Raw genomic sequence first — 14,892 nt, 5'->3', positions numbered from 1 at the left:
GGAGTTATCGATGCTTAAAACGATTTATCAAAAACGCTACGGCAAGATTTTGATTGGCCTTATGTTGCTGATTATTGGCAGCTATGCACTAGATGGGTACAATACTGTAACCTCATGGCACCGAACCAATGACCATTATCAAGCAGAAAAAACAAAGAAAGAATATATCGAGCATCCAGAATATTATACGTATTGGGATGAGAATGCGCAAAAAGATGTCTCCTACCCTTCTTATGAAGAATATGTTGATCAAGCGTTATATGTTTTTCAATCGATGGAGGATGCTGCCGGAGCTCCTTCCGATCAAGAAAAACGCAAGGAATATGATGAAAACGAAACCTATTATCATGTTTCAGGTAGTCTCTTTTCCCGTTTAGTGATTTTACTTGTGGCACTTGCCGGATTTTTGCTCTTCTTTGTGGATGAGAAAACCGCCTTTAATCGTTTCTTATTCTCATTGCCCGTTAGTCGCAAAGAACTATTTCGTAAAAAAATCACCCATATTGCCTTCCCTCTTTTGGGTTCGGTAATTTGCGGGCAACTGCTTTACACCTTCATTTTCTATTTTGGGATTCCACAACCCTATATGAATGTGGAATTGACTCGGTTACTTTTTTCTGTCGCAAATAATTTCTGTTTGATTGTCTTAGCCTTGTCGTTGAGTATCTTTATTGGCTCAATGGTCGGAAATCTGATTTTCGGTCCTCTGACATGGCTCATCTTTATCGGCTATGTCAGCCTTGTTCCACAAGCCGTCAATTATTATATCAATTTAGGAGAATTGGCACAGGGCAACGATTCTCATGTCATGTCTAATTTAGGTAACCTGCTCTTTATTCTTGAAATTGGTAAAACCAGTGGACGTTGGTATATGGGACTGCTGGCACTCATTCTTAGCGGACTATTTTTATTATGGGCGTATCGAAATTTCCAAAAATTATCATTGGAACACGATGGGGATTACTTGCTGCATTCACATTCCCGCTTCCCAATCTTTTTACTCATGACCTTGTTTGTTTTCTCCATTCAAAATACATTTTTCAGCGGTTGGGACGATTACTTTTTTAGAATTTTAGAAAAGAAAGAAGCATCGATTTTTCCGCCGATTTTCCAAAGTTTGTTTGTTTTATTGGTTGTTGCAGGAATCTGCTTTACCCTCGTTTACTTCTCCAGTATCAAGACCTGGCTTCGCTTGCGAAAAGAACGCAAACTGGCATTACGTTAAATTTAATTCATCCTTTTTAAACCGGAAGAAAAGTTTCTTCCGGTTTTTTGTGATATCTTTTCATTATCACCGTACCTATTTTTGTATCGCACATAAGTTAGATTTATACTGATAGCAAAACCGGCTTATGATACACTCAGTCATGTATTAAAATTTGTTTTCATTAAAAATGATTAACCTATAGGAGGAAAAACATGGAATTATTTCTTACACTTTTGATTATCACGTTTTTTGTTGGACTAGTTTACGTTTTATACCAACTCAGCAAACGCCACGTTAAATTCTCAACACGGGTTTTCGCCGGATTGGGCATTGGGGTCGTTTTTGGCGGCATCGTCCAATTACTATTAGGAAACGGAAATGAAAGCATCACTTCGGCAATGTCTTGGATCAGTATCGTCGGTAGTGGGTATATCTCTTTCTTACAAATGTTGGTTATGCCTTTGGTTTTCATCTCAATCGTTGGCGCTTTTGTTAAAATGAAAGCTTCCGAAAAAATTGGAAAAATCAGTACAACGATTCTGATTTCACTTTTGGGAACTACCGCTATTTCAGCACTTATTGGTTATGGTTCGACGATTTTATTTGGCTTACAAGGCGCAAAATTTTCCGAAGGTGCTGCCGAAACAGCTCGGATTGCTGAACTTGCGACTCGTCAAGAAGCGGTTGCTGATTTGTCGATTCCTGAACAAATCGTCTCATTTATTCCAAAAAATGTTTTTGCAGATTTCGCTGGTACTCGTGCAACCAGCACAATTGGTGTCGTGATTTTCTCCGCATTCGTAGGAATCGCTTATCTGGGAATCAAACGCAAAGCACCAAAAGAAGCAGAATTTTTTGCGAATCTGATTGATAGCTTGTATAAACTGATTATGCGTATCGTAACTTTGGTCCTGCGCTTAACACCTTATGGTATTTTAGCTCTGATGACCAACGTCATGGCAACCAGCAACTTTACTGCTATCGTCAATCTTGGGAAATTTGTTCTTTCTTCCTACGTTGCTATTCTCGTTATGTTCCTTGTTCATTTGTTGATTTTGGCAACAGTCAAAGTAAGTCCTGTGACTTATTTGAAGAAAACCTTCCCTGTATTGAGTTTCGCTTTTTCTTCCCGTTCAAGTGCGGGTGCTTTGCCATTAAACATTGAAACGCAGCATAAAGCCTTAGGTGTTGACGAAGCAACAGCCAATTTTGCTGGAAGCTTTGGTTTATCCATTGGTCAAAACGGCTGTGCCGGTATCTACCCAGCGATGCTGGCAACGATTGCGGCGCCAACAGTTGGAATCAATGTGTTCAGTCTTGAATTTATTTTGATGTTAATTGCTGTCGTAACAATCAGTTCCTTCGGTGTTGCCGGTGTTGGCGGCGGTGCAACCTTCGCCTCATTGATTGTTTTAGGTTCAATGAATTTACCGGTTGCAATCGTTGGTTTAGTTATTTCTGTTGAACCACTGATTGACATGGCACGGACAGCATTGAACGTCAGCGACAGCATGGTTGCTGGTTTGGTGACCAGTGCCCGTATCAAAGAATTGGATCGGGATACTTTGAATGATGCGGATAAATTTGTCAGTGAAAATGCTTAACCATTTCAAAAAGGGTGTTTCTCAAATCGAGAAACACCCTTTTTCTATCGATTACTTATGTTACCTGCTAGTTTGGCAAATCGCTAAATCGTTCAACCTTCATTTTAAGTTTGTACTTTGTTCTAAGATCAGCAATTTGTTTCATCATGGGCGATTTGTGGTGAATAGCAATTGCTTCTTCATCTACCCAGCGATCAATCAATAGCACGGACTCCGAATCTTCTAATGGAAAGTAATAGTCATATTTTTCATTTCCTGCCTGCTTGCGAATTGCTTCCACGATTTTTTGGGAAATCATTTCCTCTGCAAACTTCCTTGCATTTCCATTCTTACCGGTATACAAAATATTCACTGTGATGCTCATCTTTTTCTCCTTTTGAAAAAGCTGCCGAAAATCACTCATGATTACGACAGCTTGTTTCTTATTTCCGTTTTTTCTTTTTCTTCTTATTTTTCTTTATCATGCGGTTCATGGCCATTTTACCCAGTTTGCCTTTTACTCCGGTACCAAACATTTGATCCATACCGGGAACGTTCATATCCCCTTTGGACATTTTTTGCATCATGGTCCGAGCTTCTTTGAACTGCTTGATCATTCGATTGACTTCAACAACGTTATTTCCTGATCCAGCAGCAATCCGGCGGCGACGGCTAGGATTCAGCAGGTCAGGATTTTCCCGTTCTGCCGGTGTCATAGAAAAGACCATCGCTTTTTTCCGAGCTACGTCTTTTGGATCAACTTTGACATTTTCGATACCAGGAACTTGGTTCATTCCAGGAATCATTTTCAAAAGATCCTCCAACGGACCCATACCCATCACTTGATCTAATTGCTCGATAAAATCGTTGAAATCAAAGGAATTTTCCTTCATTTTCCGCGCAAGTTCTTCAGATTTCTTTTCATCAAAATCTTGTTGCGCCTTTTCGATCAATGTCATCATATCCCCCATACCAAGGATACGACTTGCCATTCGATCCGGATGGAAGACTTCAAGGTCCGTCAGTTTTTCACCGGTACCAGTAAATTTGATTGGTGCACCAGTGACTTGGCGAATCGACAATGCTGCCCCGCCTCGAGTATCACCATCTAATTTGGTGATGATTACCCCGGTAATACCCAGCTGTTGATTGAAACTTTCTGCTACATTGACTGCATCTTGCCCAGTCATCGCATCTACGACCAACAGGATTTCATTTGGCTGTGCCACTTCTTTGATTTGTTGCAGCTCTTCCATCAACGCTTCATCGATATGCAACCGTCCGGCGGTATCGATCAAAACATAATCATTTTTCTTTTCCCGCGCGACTGCCATCCCTTGGCGAACGATTTCGACAGGACTGACATCTGTTCCCATATCAAATACTGGTACATCTAATTGCTGTCCCAACACTTTCAACTGGTCAATCGCCGCTGGACGATAAACATCGCCTGCAATCATTAATGGACGTGCTTTTTCCGTTTTAATCAAATGATTGGCTAATTTTCCGGCAAAGGTGGTTTTCCCTGCCCCCTGCAGACCTGCCATCATGATGACCGTCGGAATCTTTGGTGATTTTTCCAAACCAACCGTTTCAGAGCCCAATGTCTTAGTTAATTCTTCATCAACGATTTTAACGATTTGTTGTGCTGGAGATAAGCTTTCCAGTACTTCTGCACCGATTGCCCGCTCCCGTACATTTTTCGTAAATTCTTTGACTACCTGTAAATTAACGTCGGCTTCTAAGAGAGCCAAGCGGATTTCCCGCATCATTTCTTTTACATCTGCTTCAGAAATTTTTCCTTTTCTCCGCAGTTTGCTCATTGCCTGCTGGAGGCGTTCTGTTAAATTTTCAAATGCCATCTCTATTCATTCCTTTATTCATCAATTTCTTGGATCTGTTTTACTAAATCAGCTAAGATTTCATCTTTTGGATAATGTGTCACAGCATACTCTGTCAATTGATCTAACACTTCACCCCGCACGATATAATCAGAAAACAAATGAAGTTTCTTTTCGTAATCCTCCAAAATTTTCTCCGTACGTTTGATGTTGTCATAGACTGCCTGACGACTAACGCCGTATTCTTCGGCGATTTCTCCTAATGAAAAATCATCGGCATAATAAAGTTCCATATAATTCATTTGTTTTTCCGTCAATAATGTAGAATAAAACTCAAAGAGGGCGTTCATGCGGTTCGTTTTTTCGATTTCCATCAACTTCCTCCATCATTTCCTGCCAATTTTCTTCTGAATAGACCTTGATTCCTTGCATAAGAAAGTAGGCCGTTGCTACGCCGACACCCGTTTTTTTCGTTCCCGAAAAGGTCCCGTCATAAATCATCTGACTGCCGCAAGAGGGGCTGCGTTCTTTTAGAATGAGCTGAGTGACTGCGGCTTCTTGTAATTTTTGATAGGCTGTACGGGCACCTTGCTTAAACATTTCCGTCACATTGGCACCTTCTTTTGTCAAAACCTTCGCTTTGTCCTGCCAGACATCAAAGCCGTCACCGCCAACGATTTCTGCGGCCTCTCGTGGGATTGGTAGCCCTCCCAGTACTTCTGGACAAATTCTAATTGCCTGTCCTTCATCTACTAACCGGACCAAAGAAGGAATTTTTTGCGTTCCACCATCATAACGACAGAAGACACCGCCTAAGCAGGCACTGATTCCAATCATGAAAAACGCCTCCTTCTCTTGATGTTAGACCGATGTTTATTATAGCATTTATTTTGCATCGGCAATAGTACCAAAACCTAATAGTATGCTAAAATGAAAGTACAAATTTAAGGATTTTTAAGGAGCAGCAAATGAAAAACGTATTAATTGTTGACGATGAACCCTCAATCATTCGGCTTTTGACCTTCAATCTCGAAAAAGAGGGCTATCAAGTGACCGCTGTGTTGGACGGTCAAGAAGGATTGGACCAAGCTTTGACGGGTGCTTTTGATTTTATTATTTTAGATGTCATGCTGCCCTCCATTGACGGCATGGAAATCACAAAAAAATTACGTCAGGAAAAAATTGAGACACCAATTCTGCTGCTGACGGCAAAAGATGACACCATCGATCGAATTCTCGGATTAGAGATCGGTGCTGATGATTATTTAACCAAACCTTTCAGTCCTAGAGAAGTCACTGCGCGAATGAAAGCGATCAACCGCCGATTAAAACCACGGGAAACAAAAGAAACCCTTCCCGAAGAAAATCAACTTTTGCAAATTGGTGAGATTCAAGCCGACTTGACCAACTATCAAGTGTTTCTCCGAGGAGAGGCGATTTTTCTTACACCAAAAGAATTTGAACTGCTGGTCTATTTTATGAAGCGTAAGGATCGAGTCATTGATCGAGACACCTTGCTGGATCGTATTTGGAAATTTGATTTTACCGGTCAAAGCCGCATCGTCGATGTTCATGTTAGTCATCTGCGGGAAAAAATCGAAAAAGATCCAAAAAATCCTGATTATCTCTTAACGATCCGCGGCTTCGGATATAAATTTCAGGAGCCGAAAGAATGAGAAAAAAAATCGATCTGCTCCTCTGGTTTGGGTTGTTACTGCTGATTTTTTTTGGTGCATGGCGGTTAATCAGTAATTTTTATCAGCAGCAAGTGTTAAATCAGCAGGAACAATACCTTGAAAAAAAAGGAAATCTGTTGATTCGTCTTTCAGATGGCGGCAGCAACCAACAGGAGCTGGAGGTTTTAGCAGAAAACTACATTGAAAACTCCGATGAGCGGGTCACTTTATTGGATAAAGACGGAACTATTATTTTTGACACCTTTGACTCCTCCTTGTCCGGTACCCGCTCGGATCGTCCAGAAATCAAGGCCTTGCTGTCGGGAGGAAAACTGGGGATTTCCCTTCGTCACAGTCGAACGTTAGATCAGGAGTTGCTGTATGTTGCCTTGCCTTTGACACAACAAAATCAGTCAATCGGTATGCTGCGCATTGCCGAAACCACCGCCGGCTTTTTGGCAGAGGCTGAAACGGTCAAACGCTCTATTTTAATCGTCTATTCGATTCTGTGTTTTTTGATTAGTCTATTGCTTTTTTATTTTTTGCGGCAACGAAATCGACCAATCGAAACCGTTTTACCGGTATTAAAAAAAATGATTGCACAGCCGAATCAAACGGAAATGATTTTGCAACCTTCACCAGAATGGGAAGAATTGTATCAGACAGTCAATCAGTTGAGCGAACAAATGAGTCAGACCTATCAGGCCTATACCGCAACGGAAAACCAACTGTACACATTGTTAAATGAACTAATGATCGGTGTTTTTATAATTGATGAACAGCATCAGTTGGTCATGATGAATCCTACAATGAAGGAACAGTTGGGAATTTTTCAAGAAATTGATCCGGCTACGAATTTTGCGGAACAAATCAAAGACACGCAATTGATCCAATTGATTTATCGGGTAAACGAAGAAACACCGATTCATGAAGAAGTCACCATCCATGAACCTAACGAACGAGTGCTGGATGTCAATTTGCGCATCTTCAATGAACAACGACAGCTTTTAGGAATCTCCTATGACCTTACCCGTGTCCGTCAACTGGAAAAAGTGCAACAAGATTTCGTCAGTAATGTTTCCCACGAATTGAAAACACCCGTGACCTCTCTGATCGGTTTCACTGAAACGTTATTGGATGGCGCCAAAGAAGACCCAGAAACACTAACAGAATTCTTGACGATTATGCAAAATGAAGCTCGTCGACTGGAACGTTTGATTCAAGAAATCATTCAGCTTTCTAAAGGACAACAGAAATTGCCTTATCCCACCGAAACGCTCCAATTAATGCCTTTGCTGCAACAATTGATTGGCAGCTATCAAAGCCTACTAAAGAAAAAAAAGGTAACGATCAGGATTGATGGCGATAGCCAAGCCCTTTGGCAAACGAAGCGAGAATTATTTTATCCTATCGTTAAAAACCTTGTGGAAAATGCAATCCATTATTCACCAAATGAGAGTCAAATCACTATTAGCTTTCGATTGAAGGATGGACTGACCCTCAACGTGCAGGACCAAGGAATTGGCATCGACAGCGACGATCAGGAACGAATCTTTGAACGCTTCTACCGCGTGGACAAAGCCCGTAGTCGGCACTCTGGGGGCACTGGGCTGGGGTTAGCTATCGTGAAAGAATACACGCAACGCTTGGGCGGAGATATTACGGTTGATAGCCATTTAGGTGTCGGTTCAACGTTTGTAGTTCATCTACCACCTTTAACAGAATAAAGAAAAACCCACAAAAGCCGAAAATTTGCTTTTGTGGGTTTTTCTTTGGGCCCATTTTTATTTGAAAGCGCTCAATTATTTTTCTGAAAGTGGTTGATTGTTCCCGTAGCTGTGCTATGATAAATGCAGAAAGAACGGAGGAACATTTTTTATGAAAGATGCAGTAATCACGACAAAACATTCTCTACTGGACGGCGGCTGCAATGCCTGCGGCTTCGTTGAATGTACCACACATACGTTACAATACAACGGGCAAGAACTGCCTGTTTCTGATTTAGATGTCGAAAATCTGGTTGCCACAATCGTTCGTGCCAACCAATGGAAAGAATCCTACGAACCAGTTGGAATCGGTGACGATGCCGTTGTTTTCAAAAAAGAAATGCAAAAAGTAGCTGTGACCGAAAACGGCAAATTTTTGACCTATAAAAATACAACAGCAAACAAAAGTACTCTTGCTGAAAACAAACTTTGTGACGATTGTCTTTTTGACAAAGTCAATGAAGTGCTTGCCCTTTTCACTTTGCCACCTGTACAATTTTCATTTGCTGAATAATTATGCGCTAGTCCAATTTAAAAACAGCCGGCAATGCTGTCTTCTTGTTTTTCTACAAACAAGAAAACAGGTCGCTGGCTGTTTTTTTATTTACTTAAAGGAATGCGCAATTCAACTTCTGCATCCATCGCATTGCCGTTTAATAATGCTTCAACCACAAAAGTATCGCCTTTGTACAGTTCAGGATGTTCTGGTAAGATTTCTCCAAAAAACTCACTGATAAGTTGATCGAATAGTTTCCGACTAGGACCACCTTTTCCCTTTAGTACAATATATTCTCCTGCAGGGATGATACGTTCTTGCGCTTCAGGATCATTTGTTGTCGTGTTTGCTCCAGCAAAGTATTCCAAGACATCGCCTTTTGCTTCACTCAAGGCATAGCCGATTTTATCTGTGCTTTCTGCCATCAAAGCAGGAAATTTTCCACTTTTAGCAAGAGAAAAGAAGTGTTGGCTTTTCTTTTCGGAAACTTCTTTTACATTTTCCAATGTAGGTAATGGTAATGCTGCTGGATATCCTTTAATTGCGGTTTCTTTAAATACTTGAATTTCATATTGAGTCATTTGTTTTGCCTTCTTTCATTTGGTATGGGTATACTATACCTGATTAAATACGACAACTAGCTGTCATATATTTCAGAAAAGGAAAAAAATTATGCGTATCGAACGATTGATCAGCATGATCATGATTTTACTAAGAAAAGAACTTGTCTCCGCACAAGAATTTTCGGAGCTATTTGGTGTCTCCAAACGAACGATCATGCGGGATGTAGAAGCACTTAGTCTGGCCAATATTCCAATTTACTCCCAACGGGGCAGAAACGGCGGCATCGGTCTGCTGCCAAATTACAAGGTCGATAAAAAATTATTAACGGCGCAGGATATTCAACATTTGCTGATTGCCTTAGGAAGTGTCCAGCAACTGATTGAAAGTCCAGAAATCAAAGCGACCATCACCAAAATCCAAGCAATGCAAGAGGAACAGACCGCAACGGATGCTTTATCGATTCAATATACCAGCTGGCTGGGAACAACCGAATTAAAGCTCCTTGCAGAAAAATTAAATCACGCCATCACGGCTCATGTTTTAGTAACTTTTGATTACTTCGACCGAGAAGGGCAGCTCAGTCAGCGAACCATCGAACCTTATCATCTTACATATAAAGGGGAACGCTGGTATTTGCAAGCATATAGTCTTGAACGAGATGCTTTTCGAATCTTTCGCCTTTCTCGCATGACCAATGTTCAAATTAGTCAAAAAACGTTTGCTCCTCGCTTTTTTCAGGCTCGACTCCTTGATTTGCCCAATGAAGGAATCTATCCGGGATTTACGATTCTCACACTGCAAGCCCACCATCTACTGCGGGATGTTTTAGTCGAACGTTTCGGTGAAGCAACGCTGAAACCAATCAATGAAGAAGAATTTCTGATTACCCTGCGTCTACCAAAAAACGAGGCCTCTTTTCGATTTTTGCTTTCTCTGGGTAGCCGTGCCAAAATCATTACCAGCGAAGAACTTTTTTTGACGGAATTTAAAAGCTATCTTCAAAACGTGGTCGCAAACTATATGTAAAACAGAGGCAGCTGACGCTGCCTCTGTTTCTCTTTAATTTAATTCTGTGACTTCTCCATCAACGGAGCGCTCCACCTTCATCTCAGTAATCGGCAGATACCCTAATTCTTTGACCGGTCCTTGTTGGATTTCTTCTTCCAGCATATAGTCTAAAAATTTCTTGACGGCTTCTTCTGGCTCTCCTTTTGTATACATGTGCTCGTAAGACCAGATTTTCCACTCATTGGTTTGGATTGTTTCCGGGGTTGGCTCTACTCCGTCAACAGAAAGCGTCTGTAGAGAATCATCTAAATAGGACAATGCAAGATAGCTGATTGCTCCCGGTGTCTCAGCGACGATTTTACGAACAGTTCCTGAAGAATCCTGTTCCTGTGATTGAATTGTTTGCGCACCATCCAAGCCCCATTTCTCAAAGGTTGCCCGTGTGCCACTACCGGATGCCCGATTAATTACGGCAATCTCTTGATTTTTCCCACCGATTTCTTGCCAATTCGTGATTTTTCCGGTGAAAATATCAACCAGTTGCTGTTTTGTTATATTTTCTACGCCATTTTCTTTGTTGGCGACTGGTGCCATACCCACTACTGCTACTCGGTGGTCGACTAATTTATCCGCATCAATTCCGTCCCGTTCTTCTGCGAAAACATCAGAATTACCGATGGTTACAGCACCTTCTGCTACCTGACTTAATCCTGTTCCGCTACCGCCACCTTGTACAGAGATCGAATAATTGGGATTTTCTGCGGTAAAACTGGTTTGAGCAGCTTCCACTAAGGGTTGTAATGCCGTGGAACCTACTGCAACGATTTTTGTTGTTTCCTCACTGCCATTTGAACCCGAACTGCCGCAACCTGCTAAAATTATTCCTGTTAACGCTAAAAAGAAGCCGATTTTTTTCACTTTGTTTCTCTCCCCTCTTGATTACATTCTTAGTGTACCAAGGGGATGTAAACCTCCGATTGACTTGTTGTAAAGGTTTGGTGAAGGGATGTAAAGTTTGTGTAAATCCTTCGAGTGTTTAAATAACTTATTTTTATAAAAAAGTGCTACACTTAATAAAAAAATGAGGTGATATTTTATGTTAGAAATCCATTATATCGTCAGTGATCATGCGGAATCTATCAAAACCTACCCAAAGGCCAGTGATTTTGTTGCCGCGCAATATAAGGAAGTGCCTGATTTACAGGACAATTATCCTGTAACCAAGGTTCTTATCGATGGCAAGGAAGTCCTGTTAGAAAATAAAACCATCGGCGGACTTTTTGACTATTTAAATCGCTAAAAAAAGCAGAAATCTCCTATTTTTTTCGGAGATTTTTGCTTTTTTTATTTTTGATTTTCAGGAGTTTGTAAATATTTCGCCAAGCGTTCCATCGCTTCTGTCAGATTTTCCATACTGGCAGCATAACTCAGACGAACATAGCCTTCTGCCTCTGGACCAAAAGCGATTCCCGGAATAAGCGCCAGCTGATTTTTTTCCGCTAAGTCGACGCAAAATGCCATTGAATCTTGAGTAAAGGACGCTGGAATTTTCGCAAAAATATAAAAAGCCCCGGATGGTTTGGCAACCTCAAAACCGAAGCCGGACATTTTTTCAAAAAGAAAATCCCGTCGCTCCCGATATTCCTCTCGCATCACTGCTGCATCGTTGATTCCTTGAATCAAAGCCTGAACCGCAGCTTTTTGTGAAATCGTCGAAGCCGCGGTCACCAAATATTGATGAACCTTGATGATTTCAGCAGTCAATTCTTTTGGTGCAAAAATGAAGCCAATCCGCCATCCAGTCATCGCATGAGATTTTGACAGGCCATTGATTAAAATCGTTTGCTCCGGTAAAAATTCGGCGATGGATACATGGGTTTGATCGTAGCTCAATTCACTATAAACTTCATCGCTCACAACAAAAACAGAATACTTTTTCAGTACTTCTGCTAAAGCTTGAACTTCTTCTCGGGAATAAGTTACCCCCGTTGGATTGCTTGGATAGTTTAAAATTACTGCTTTGACCTCATCCCCATGTTCCTGCAACGCTGCTTCCAAAACTTCTGGAGATAAAACAAAACCATTCTTACTGGTATCCATATAAACTGGCTGTGCATCAGCCAAAGTGATCACAGGTTCATAGCCAGGATAAATAGGTGCCGGCAGCAAAACCTTATCTCCTGGATTTAAAATTGCCAATAGCGAAGCAGAAATTGCTTCTGTAGCACCGATCGTCACTAAAACTTCAGATAACGGATCATAGCTTAAGCCGTATTTTTCCTTCAAAAAATGTGCTGCTGCCTGCCGAACATCAACTAGCCCCGACATACCCGTATAATGACTGAAGTTTTTTTCAATCGCATCAACCCCAGCTGCTTTAACATGCTCAGGTGTATTAAAATCTGGTTCCCCTAATGTCAGTTTAAGAATATCAGGAATACCAGAAACTTTTTCATCAAACTGACGGATCAAGGAAATATGGATGTTGTATACTTGTTTATTAAAACGTTGACTTAATTTATTCATAGTAATCAGCTCCTAGCTCTTATCCTACCATAAATTATCAGAAAAATTAATCATTTTTTAATCTAAAAAACAATCAAGGCGATTGTCGTCTGTATTGCAAACGAATTTAATTTATGTTAGCATTTATGTAAACAAGAATTAATCTCGTTTGGAGGAAAGCAAATGAAAACAGAAAAAGTGTATCAATCAACAGATTATTTGCAGGGATTTTTTACTGCCGATGATCGTTATGCCTGTTTGTACTGTGACCAAGTTTATGAGGAAGGGTTGATTTACACAGTAGAAGAACAGCCGATGACGGCAAAAAAAGCCATGGAATGCCATCTTGCTATGGCTCATAATGGCCCCTTAGCGGCACTTTTGGCACAGCCTCGGGAAATCAGCGGCTTAACAGAGAGCCAACAGGAAATAATCGCTCTTTTTTCGCAACAATTATCCGATGCGGTCATTGCTCAACGGCTGGGTATCTCCACCTCGACTGTGCGCAACCATCGCTTCAAGCTAAAAGAAAAAGAACGGCAGGCGCAAGTATTTTTAAGCATGATGCAACTGTTGCAGACAGATCATTACCTGCTTCCTCATATCGGTGCAAAAATGGTGGATGATCGCTATCAAATCACTGAAGCCGAAAAACAAAAAGTCCTAGCCAACTATCTGGATGAAAAGGGACGAATTTCACAATTTCCAAGTAAGGAAAAACGAAAAATCATCCTATTGACAGTGATTGCCCAACGGTTTGACCCTCAGAAAAATTATTCTGAGCCGGCTGTCAACGAAATTATCAAACAATTTATGGATGATTTCGCCACGATTCGTCGCTATCTGATTGAGTACGGTTTTTTAAAGCGAACAAAAGATGGCAAAACCTATTGGGTAGCAACCGAATAATTTTTAGCGGTCGCTTCAAAAGTGAATCGCTAAAAACGACAGCTTTCCATTATGAAGGCTGTCGTTATTTTATCAATAATTAATAACAAAACTTGAGTTGTCTTTCATTCCAGCAATAGTTTCCTTAAATTTTTATCATCTGCCAAAAGATTCCTTCAATAAGGTTGCTACTTTTATTTTTTATCCCTAGAATAAGGGAAAGCAAGTACTTTGCAAAGTAGTCAGGAGGTGTAATGTGTCCAAAAAAATTATACGATTACCTATCGTACTTTTTTGTTTGCCGGTTGTATACTTCTCACTTGTCTTGGATAATCATTACCACTCAAGCATTGGATTTTTCATTTCGTTATTTTTTGCATTAGCGATCGGGTTTTATTCAAAAGCTGCCCACCAAATGAAATGGTGGCTGGCGGGAAACTTATTGAGTACCCTTTTATCTTTGTTATTGCAAGCCAATCATCCAGAATGGCATTTCTTTTATCAACCGTTTCATCCCACGATCCTAGTTTTTGGCTTGTCACTTTTATATTTGATTCCCCAAATCGTTGGTATCGTCTGGGCATCTTTTCTACGAATTTCTTTGCCTCAGTAATCTTCATACATAGAAAAAAAGGCGATCTGCCCAACGGATCGCCTTTTGCTTATTTATAAGCTAGATTTCTTTGAGAAAAATTTTTTTGATAATCAATTTATCAAACATGCTGGAAGTGCTGTCTTGTTCTCCAATCACTTCTGCAATCACCGTTTTGCCATTGTGTTTTTTTCGCAATTGATAGGCGATTTTTCCACTTTCTTTTAATTCAGTAACCATATCTACCACCCCGCCGAAACCGGTTTTGCGGGTAATAAAACCTAATGCTACCATTCGTTCATCTAAGTTTTTTGCAGAAATCGTAGCTCCTGTAACCAATGTATGGTGCATAACGGATAAAAATTCATCCAACCCATCGACTGTGGTCAACTCGTCTTCTACTTCCGGCCGATTATTTAATTCCTGTAATAATGTCTCGTATTGTTCTTGGGTCAGCATCACACCCGCTACTTTTTCACGATTAAACACATATACCGCAGTCCCAGCTTCCCGTGCTTGATTGAACACGTCCATTGGTGATTTTTTGACCTCAGTGATGGAAGTAGTGGGAACCTCTAACTTCTTCAGTTCCATTTGTCTTGCTCCTTTTGATGTCGTCATTTTTTCTAACGTATATTGTTCCACGAAATTTCTCCACGCAGAACACAGATTCTTGCTTCAACGTTCATATTATAGCATATCTGCCCCCGGGAACTATAGGCGAACAGGGAAATTTTCCCCGATTCTATTCGTAAACAGCAACTTT

17 protein-coding genes are annotated in these 14,892 nt (G+C 40.7%); 9 read left to right on the top strand and 8 right to left on the bottom strand.

From position 1 onward, the window contains the following. The first annotated feature begins 10 nt into the window (after window positions 1-10). Window positions 11-1,225, top strand: a complete 1,215-nt coding sequence (locus tag FFM66_RS03440; protein WP_137605000.1) for an ABC-2 transporter permease — start codon at window positions 11-13, stop codon at window positions 1,223-1,225. 194 nt (window positions 1,226-1,419) lie between these two features. Further along, complete coding sequence (locus FFM66_RS03435) at window positions 1,420-2,811, top strand: L-cystine transporter (RefSeq protein ID WP_137604999.1); 1,392 nt, start codon at window positions 1,420-1,422, stop codon at window positions 2,809-2,811. 67 nt (window positions 2,812-2,878) lie between these two features. Here the strand turns inward: FFM66_RS03435 and FFM66_RS03430 are convergent, their stop codons facing one another. From FFM66_RS03430 to FFM66_RS03415, 4 genes are read right to left on the bottom strand one after another with little or no spacing between them, the layout of a single operon-like run. Further along, the gene (locus tag FFM66_RS03430) at window positions 2,879-3,175 is read right to left on the bottom strand and encodes an antibiotic biosynthesis monooxygenase family protein (protein WP_137604998.1); all 297 of its coding nucleotides are present in this window, start codon (window positions 3,173-3,175) and stop codon (window positions 2,879-2,881) included. A gap of 58 nt (window positions 3,176-3,233) precedes the next feature. After that, window positions 3,234-4,652: a signal recognition particle protein gene (ffh, locus tag FFM66_RS03425; RefSeq protein ID WP_048604808.1), complete on the bottom strand. Its 1,419-nt coding sequence runs from the start codon at window positions 4,650-4,652 to the stop codon at window positions 3,234-3,236. A gap of 14 nt (window positions 4,653-4,666) precedes the next feature. Continuing rightward, window positions 4,667-5,005, bottom strand: coding sequence for a putative DNA-binding protein (locus FFM66_RS03420; RefSeq protein ID WP_048604807.1), 339 nt, complete (start codon window positions 5,003-5,005; stop codon window positions 4,667-4,669). Beyond that, on the bottom strand, window positions 4,965-5,468 hold the full coding sequence (locus FFM66_RS03415) for a 2-thiouracil desulfurase family protein (protein WP_137604997.1): 504 nt from the start codon (window positions 5,466-5,468) through the stop codon (window positions 4,965-4,967). The genes FFM66_RS03420 and FFM66_RS03415 overlap by 41 nt, the downstream gene beginning before the upstream one ends. Before the next feature lie 131 nt (window positions 5,469-5,599). Between FFM66_RS03415 and FFM66_RS03410 the strand changes: the two genes are divergently transcribed. The 3 genes from FFM66_RS03410 (at window position 5,600) to FFM66_RS03400 (ending at window position 8,587) form a co-directional block, all read left to right on the top strand. Beyond that, window positions 5,600-6,307, top strand: a complete 708-nt coding sequence (locus tag FFM66_RS03410; RefSeq protein WP_048604805.1) for a response regulator transcription factor — start codon at window positions 5,600-5,602, stop codon at window positions 6,305-6,307. Beyond that, the gene (locus FFM66_RS03405; RefSeq protein WP_137604996.1) at window positions 6,304-8,034 is read left to right on the top strand and encodes a sensor histidine kinase; all 1,731 of its coding nucleotides are present in this window, start codon (window positions 6,304-6,306) and stop codon (window positions 8,032-8,034) included. Before FFM66_RS03410 ends, FFM66_RS03405 begins: the two co-directional genes overlap by 4 nt. A gap of 151 nt (window positions 8,035-8,185) precedes the next feature. Next, on the top strand, window positions 8,186-8,587 hold the full coding sequence (locus FFM66_RS03400) for a DUF4809 family protein (protein WP_137604995.1): 402 nt from the start codon (window positions 8,186-8,188) through the stop codon (window positions 8,585-8,587). Window positions 8,588-8,673: 86 nt separating this feature from the next. On the opposite strand, the gene FFM66_RS03395 is transcribed toward FFM66_RS03400, so the two are convergent. Next, window positions 8,674-9,150 carry a GyrI-like domain-containing protein gene (locus tag FFM66_RS03395; RefSeq protein ID WP_048604802.1) on the bottom strand — a complete coding sequence of 159 codons (477 nt, stop codon included), beginning with the start codon at window positions 9,148-9,150 and terminating at the stop codon, window positions 8,674-8,676. A 91-nt stretch (window positions 9,151-9,241) separates the two neighbouring features. Between FFM66_RS03395 and FFM66_RS03390 the strand changes: the two genes are divergently transcribed. Then, window positions 9,242-10,159, top strand: coding sequence for a helix-turn-helix transcriptional regulator (locus FFM66_RS03390; RefSeq protein ID WP_137604994.1), 918 nt, complete (start codon window positions 9,242-9,244; stop codon window positions 10,157-10,159). Window positions 10,160-10,192: 33 nt separating this feature from the next. Here FFM66_RS03390 and FFM66_RS03385 read toward each other — a convergent pair whose 3' ends face one another. Beyond that, the gene (locus tag FFM66_RS03385; protein WP_137604993.1) at window positions 10,193-11,059 is read right to left on the bottom strand and encodes a phosphate ABC transporter substrate-binding protein PstS family protein; all 867 of its coding nucleotides are present in this window, start codon (window positions 11,057-11,059) and stop codon (window positions 10,193-10,195) included. Window positions 11,060-11,237: 178 nt separating this feature from the next. Here FFM66_RS03385 and FFM66_RS03380 point away from each other — a divergent pair, with 178 nt between their 5' ends. Beyond that, a complete protein-coding gene (locus tag FFM66_RS03380; protein ID WP_048604800.1) occupies window positions 11,238-11,441 on the top strand; it encodes a DUF4649 family protein in 204 nt (67 codons plus the stop codon). Between the two features lie 44 nt (window positions 11,442-11,485). Here the strand turns inward: FFM66_RS03380 and FFM66_RS03375 are convergent, their stop codons facing one another. Beyond that, window positions 11,486-12,667 carry a pyridoxal phosphate-dependent aminotransferase gene (locus FFM66_RS03375; protein WP_137604992.1) on the bottom strand — a complete coding sequence of 394 codons (1,182 nt, stop codon included), beginning with the start codon at window positions 12,665-12,667 and terminating at the stop codon, window positions 11,486-11,488. 162 nt (window positions 12,668-12,829) lie between these two features. Between FFM66_RS03375 and FFM66_RS03370 the strand changes: the two genes are divergently transcribed. Then, complete coding sequence (locus FFM66_RS03370; protein WP_048604798.1) at window positions 12,830-13,555, top strand: DUF2087 domain-containing protein; 726 nt, start codon at window positions 12,830-12,832, stop codon at window positions 13,553-13,555. Between the two features lie 235 nt (window positions 13,556-13,790). Further along, a complete protein-coding gene (locus tag FFM66_RS03365; RefSeq protein ID WP_048604797.1) occupies window positions 13,791-14,147 on the top strand; it encodes a hypothetical protein in 357 nt (118 codons plus the stop codon). A 60-nt stretch (window positions 14,148-14,207) separates the two neighbouring features. On the opposite strand, the gene FFM66_RS03360 is transcribed toward FFM66_RS03365, so the two are convergent. Further along, window positions 14,208-14,720: a prevent-host-death protein gene (locus FFM66_RS03360; protein WP_048605330.1), complete on the bottom strand. Its 513-nt coding sequence runs from the start codon at window positions 14,718-14,720 to the stop codon at window positions 14,208-14,210. Window positions 14,721-14,892 lie beyond the last annotated feature (172 nt).

The organism is Enterococcus songbeiensis (assembly GCF_005405265.1).
Taxonomy (GTDB): Bacteria; Bacillota; Bacilli; order Lactobacillales; family Enterococcaceae; genus Enterococcus_C; species Enterococcus_C songbeiensis.
Note: the sequence above shows the minus strand (reverse complement) of the source record. Positions and strands in the feature narration are given on the sequence as shown.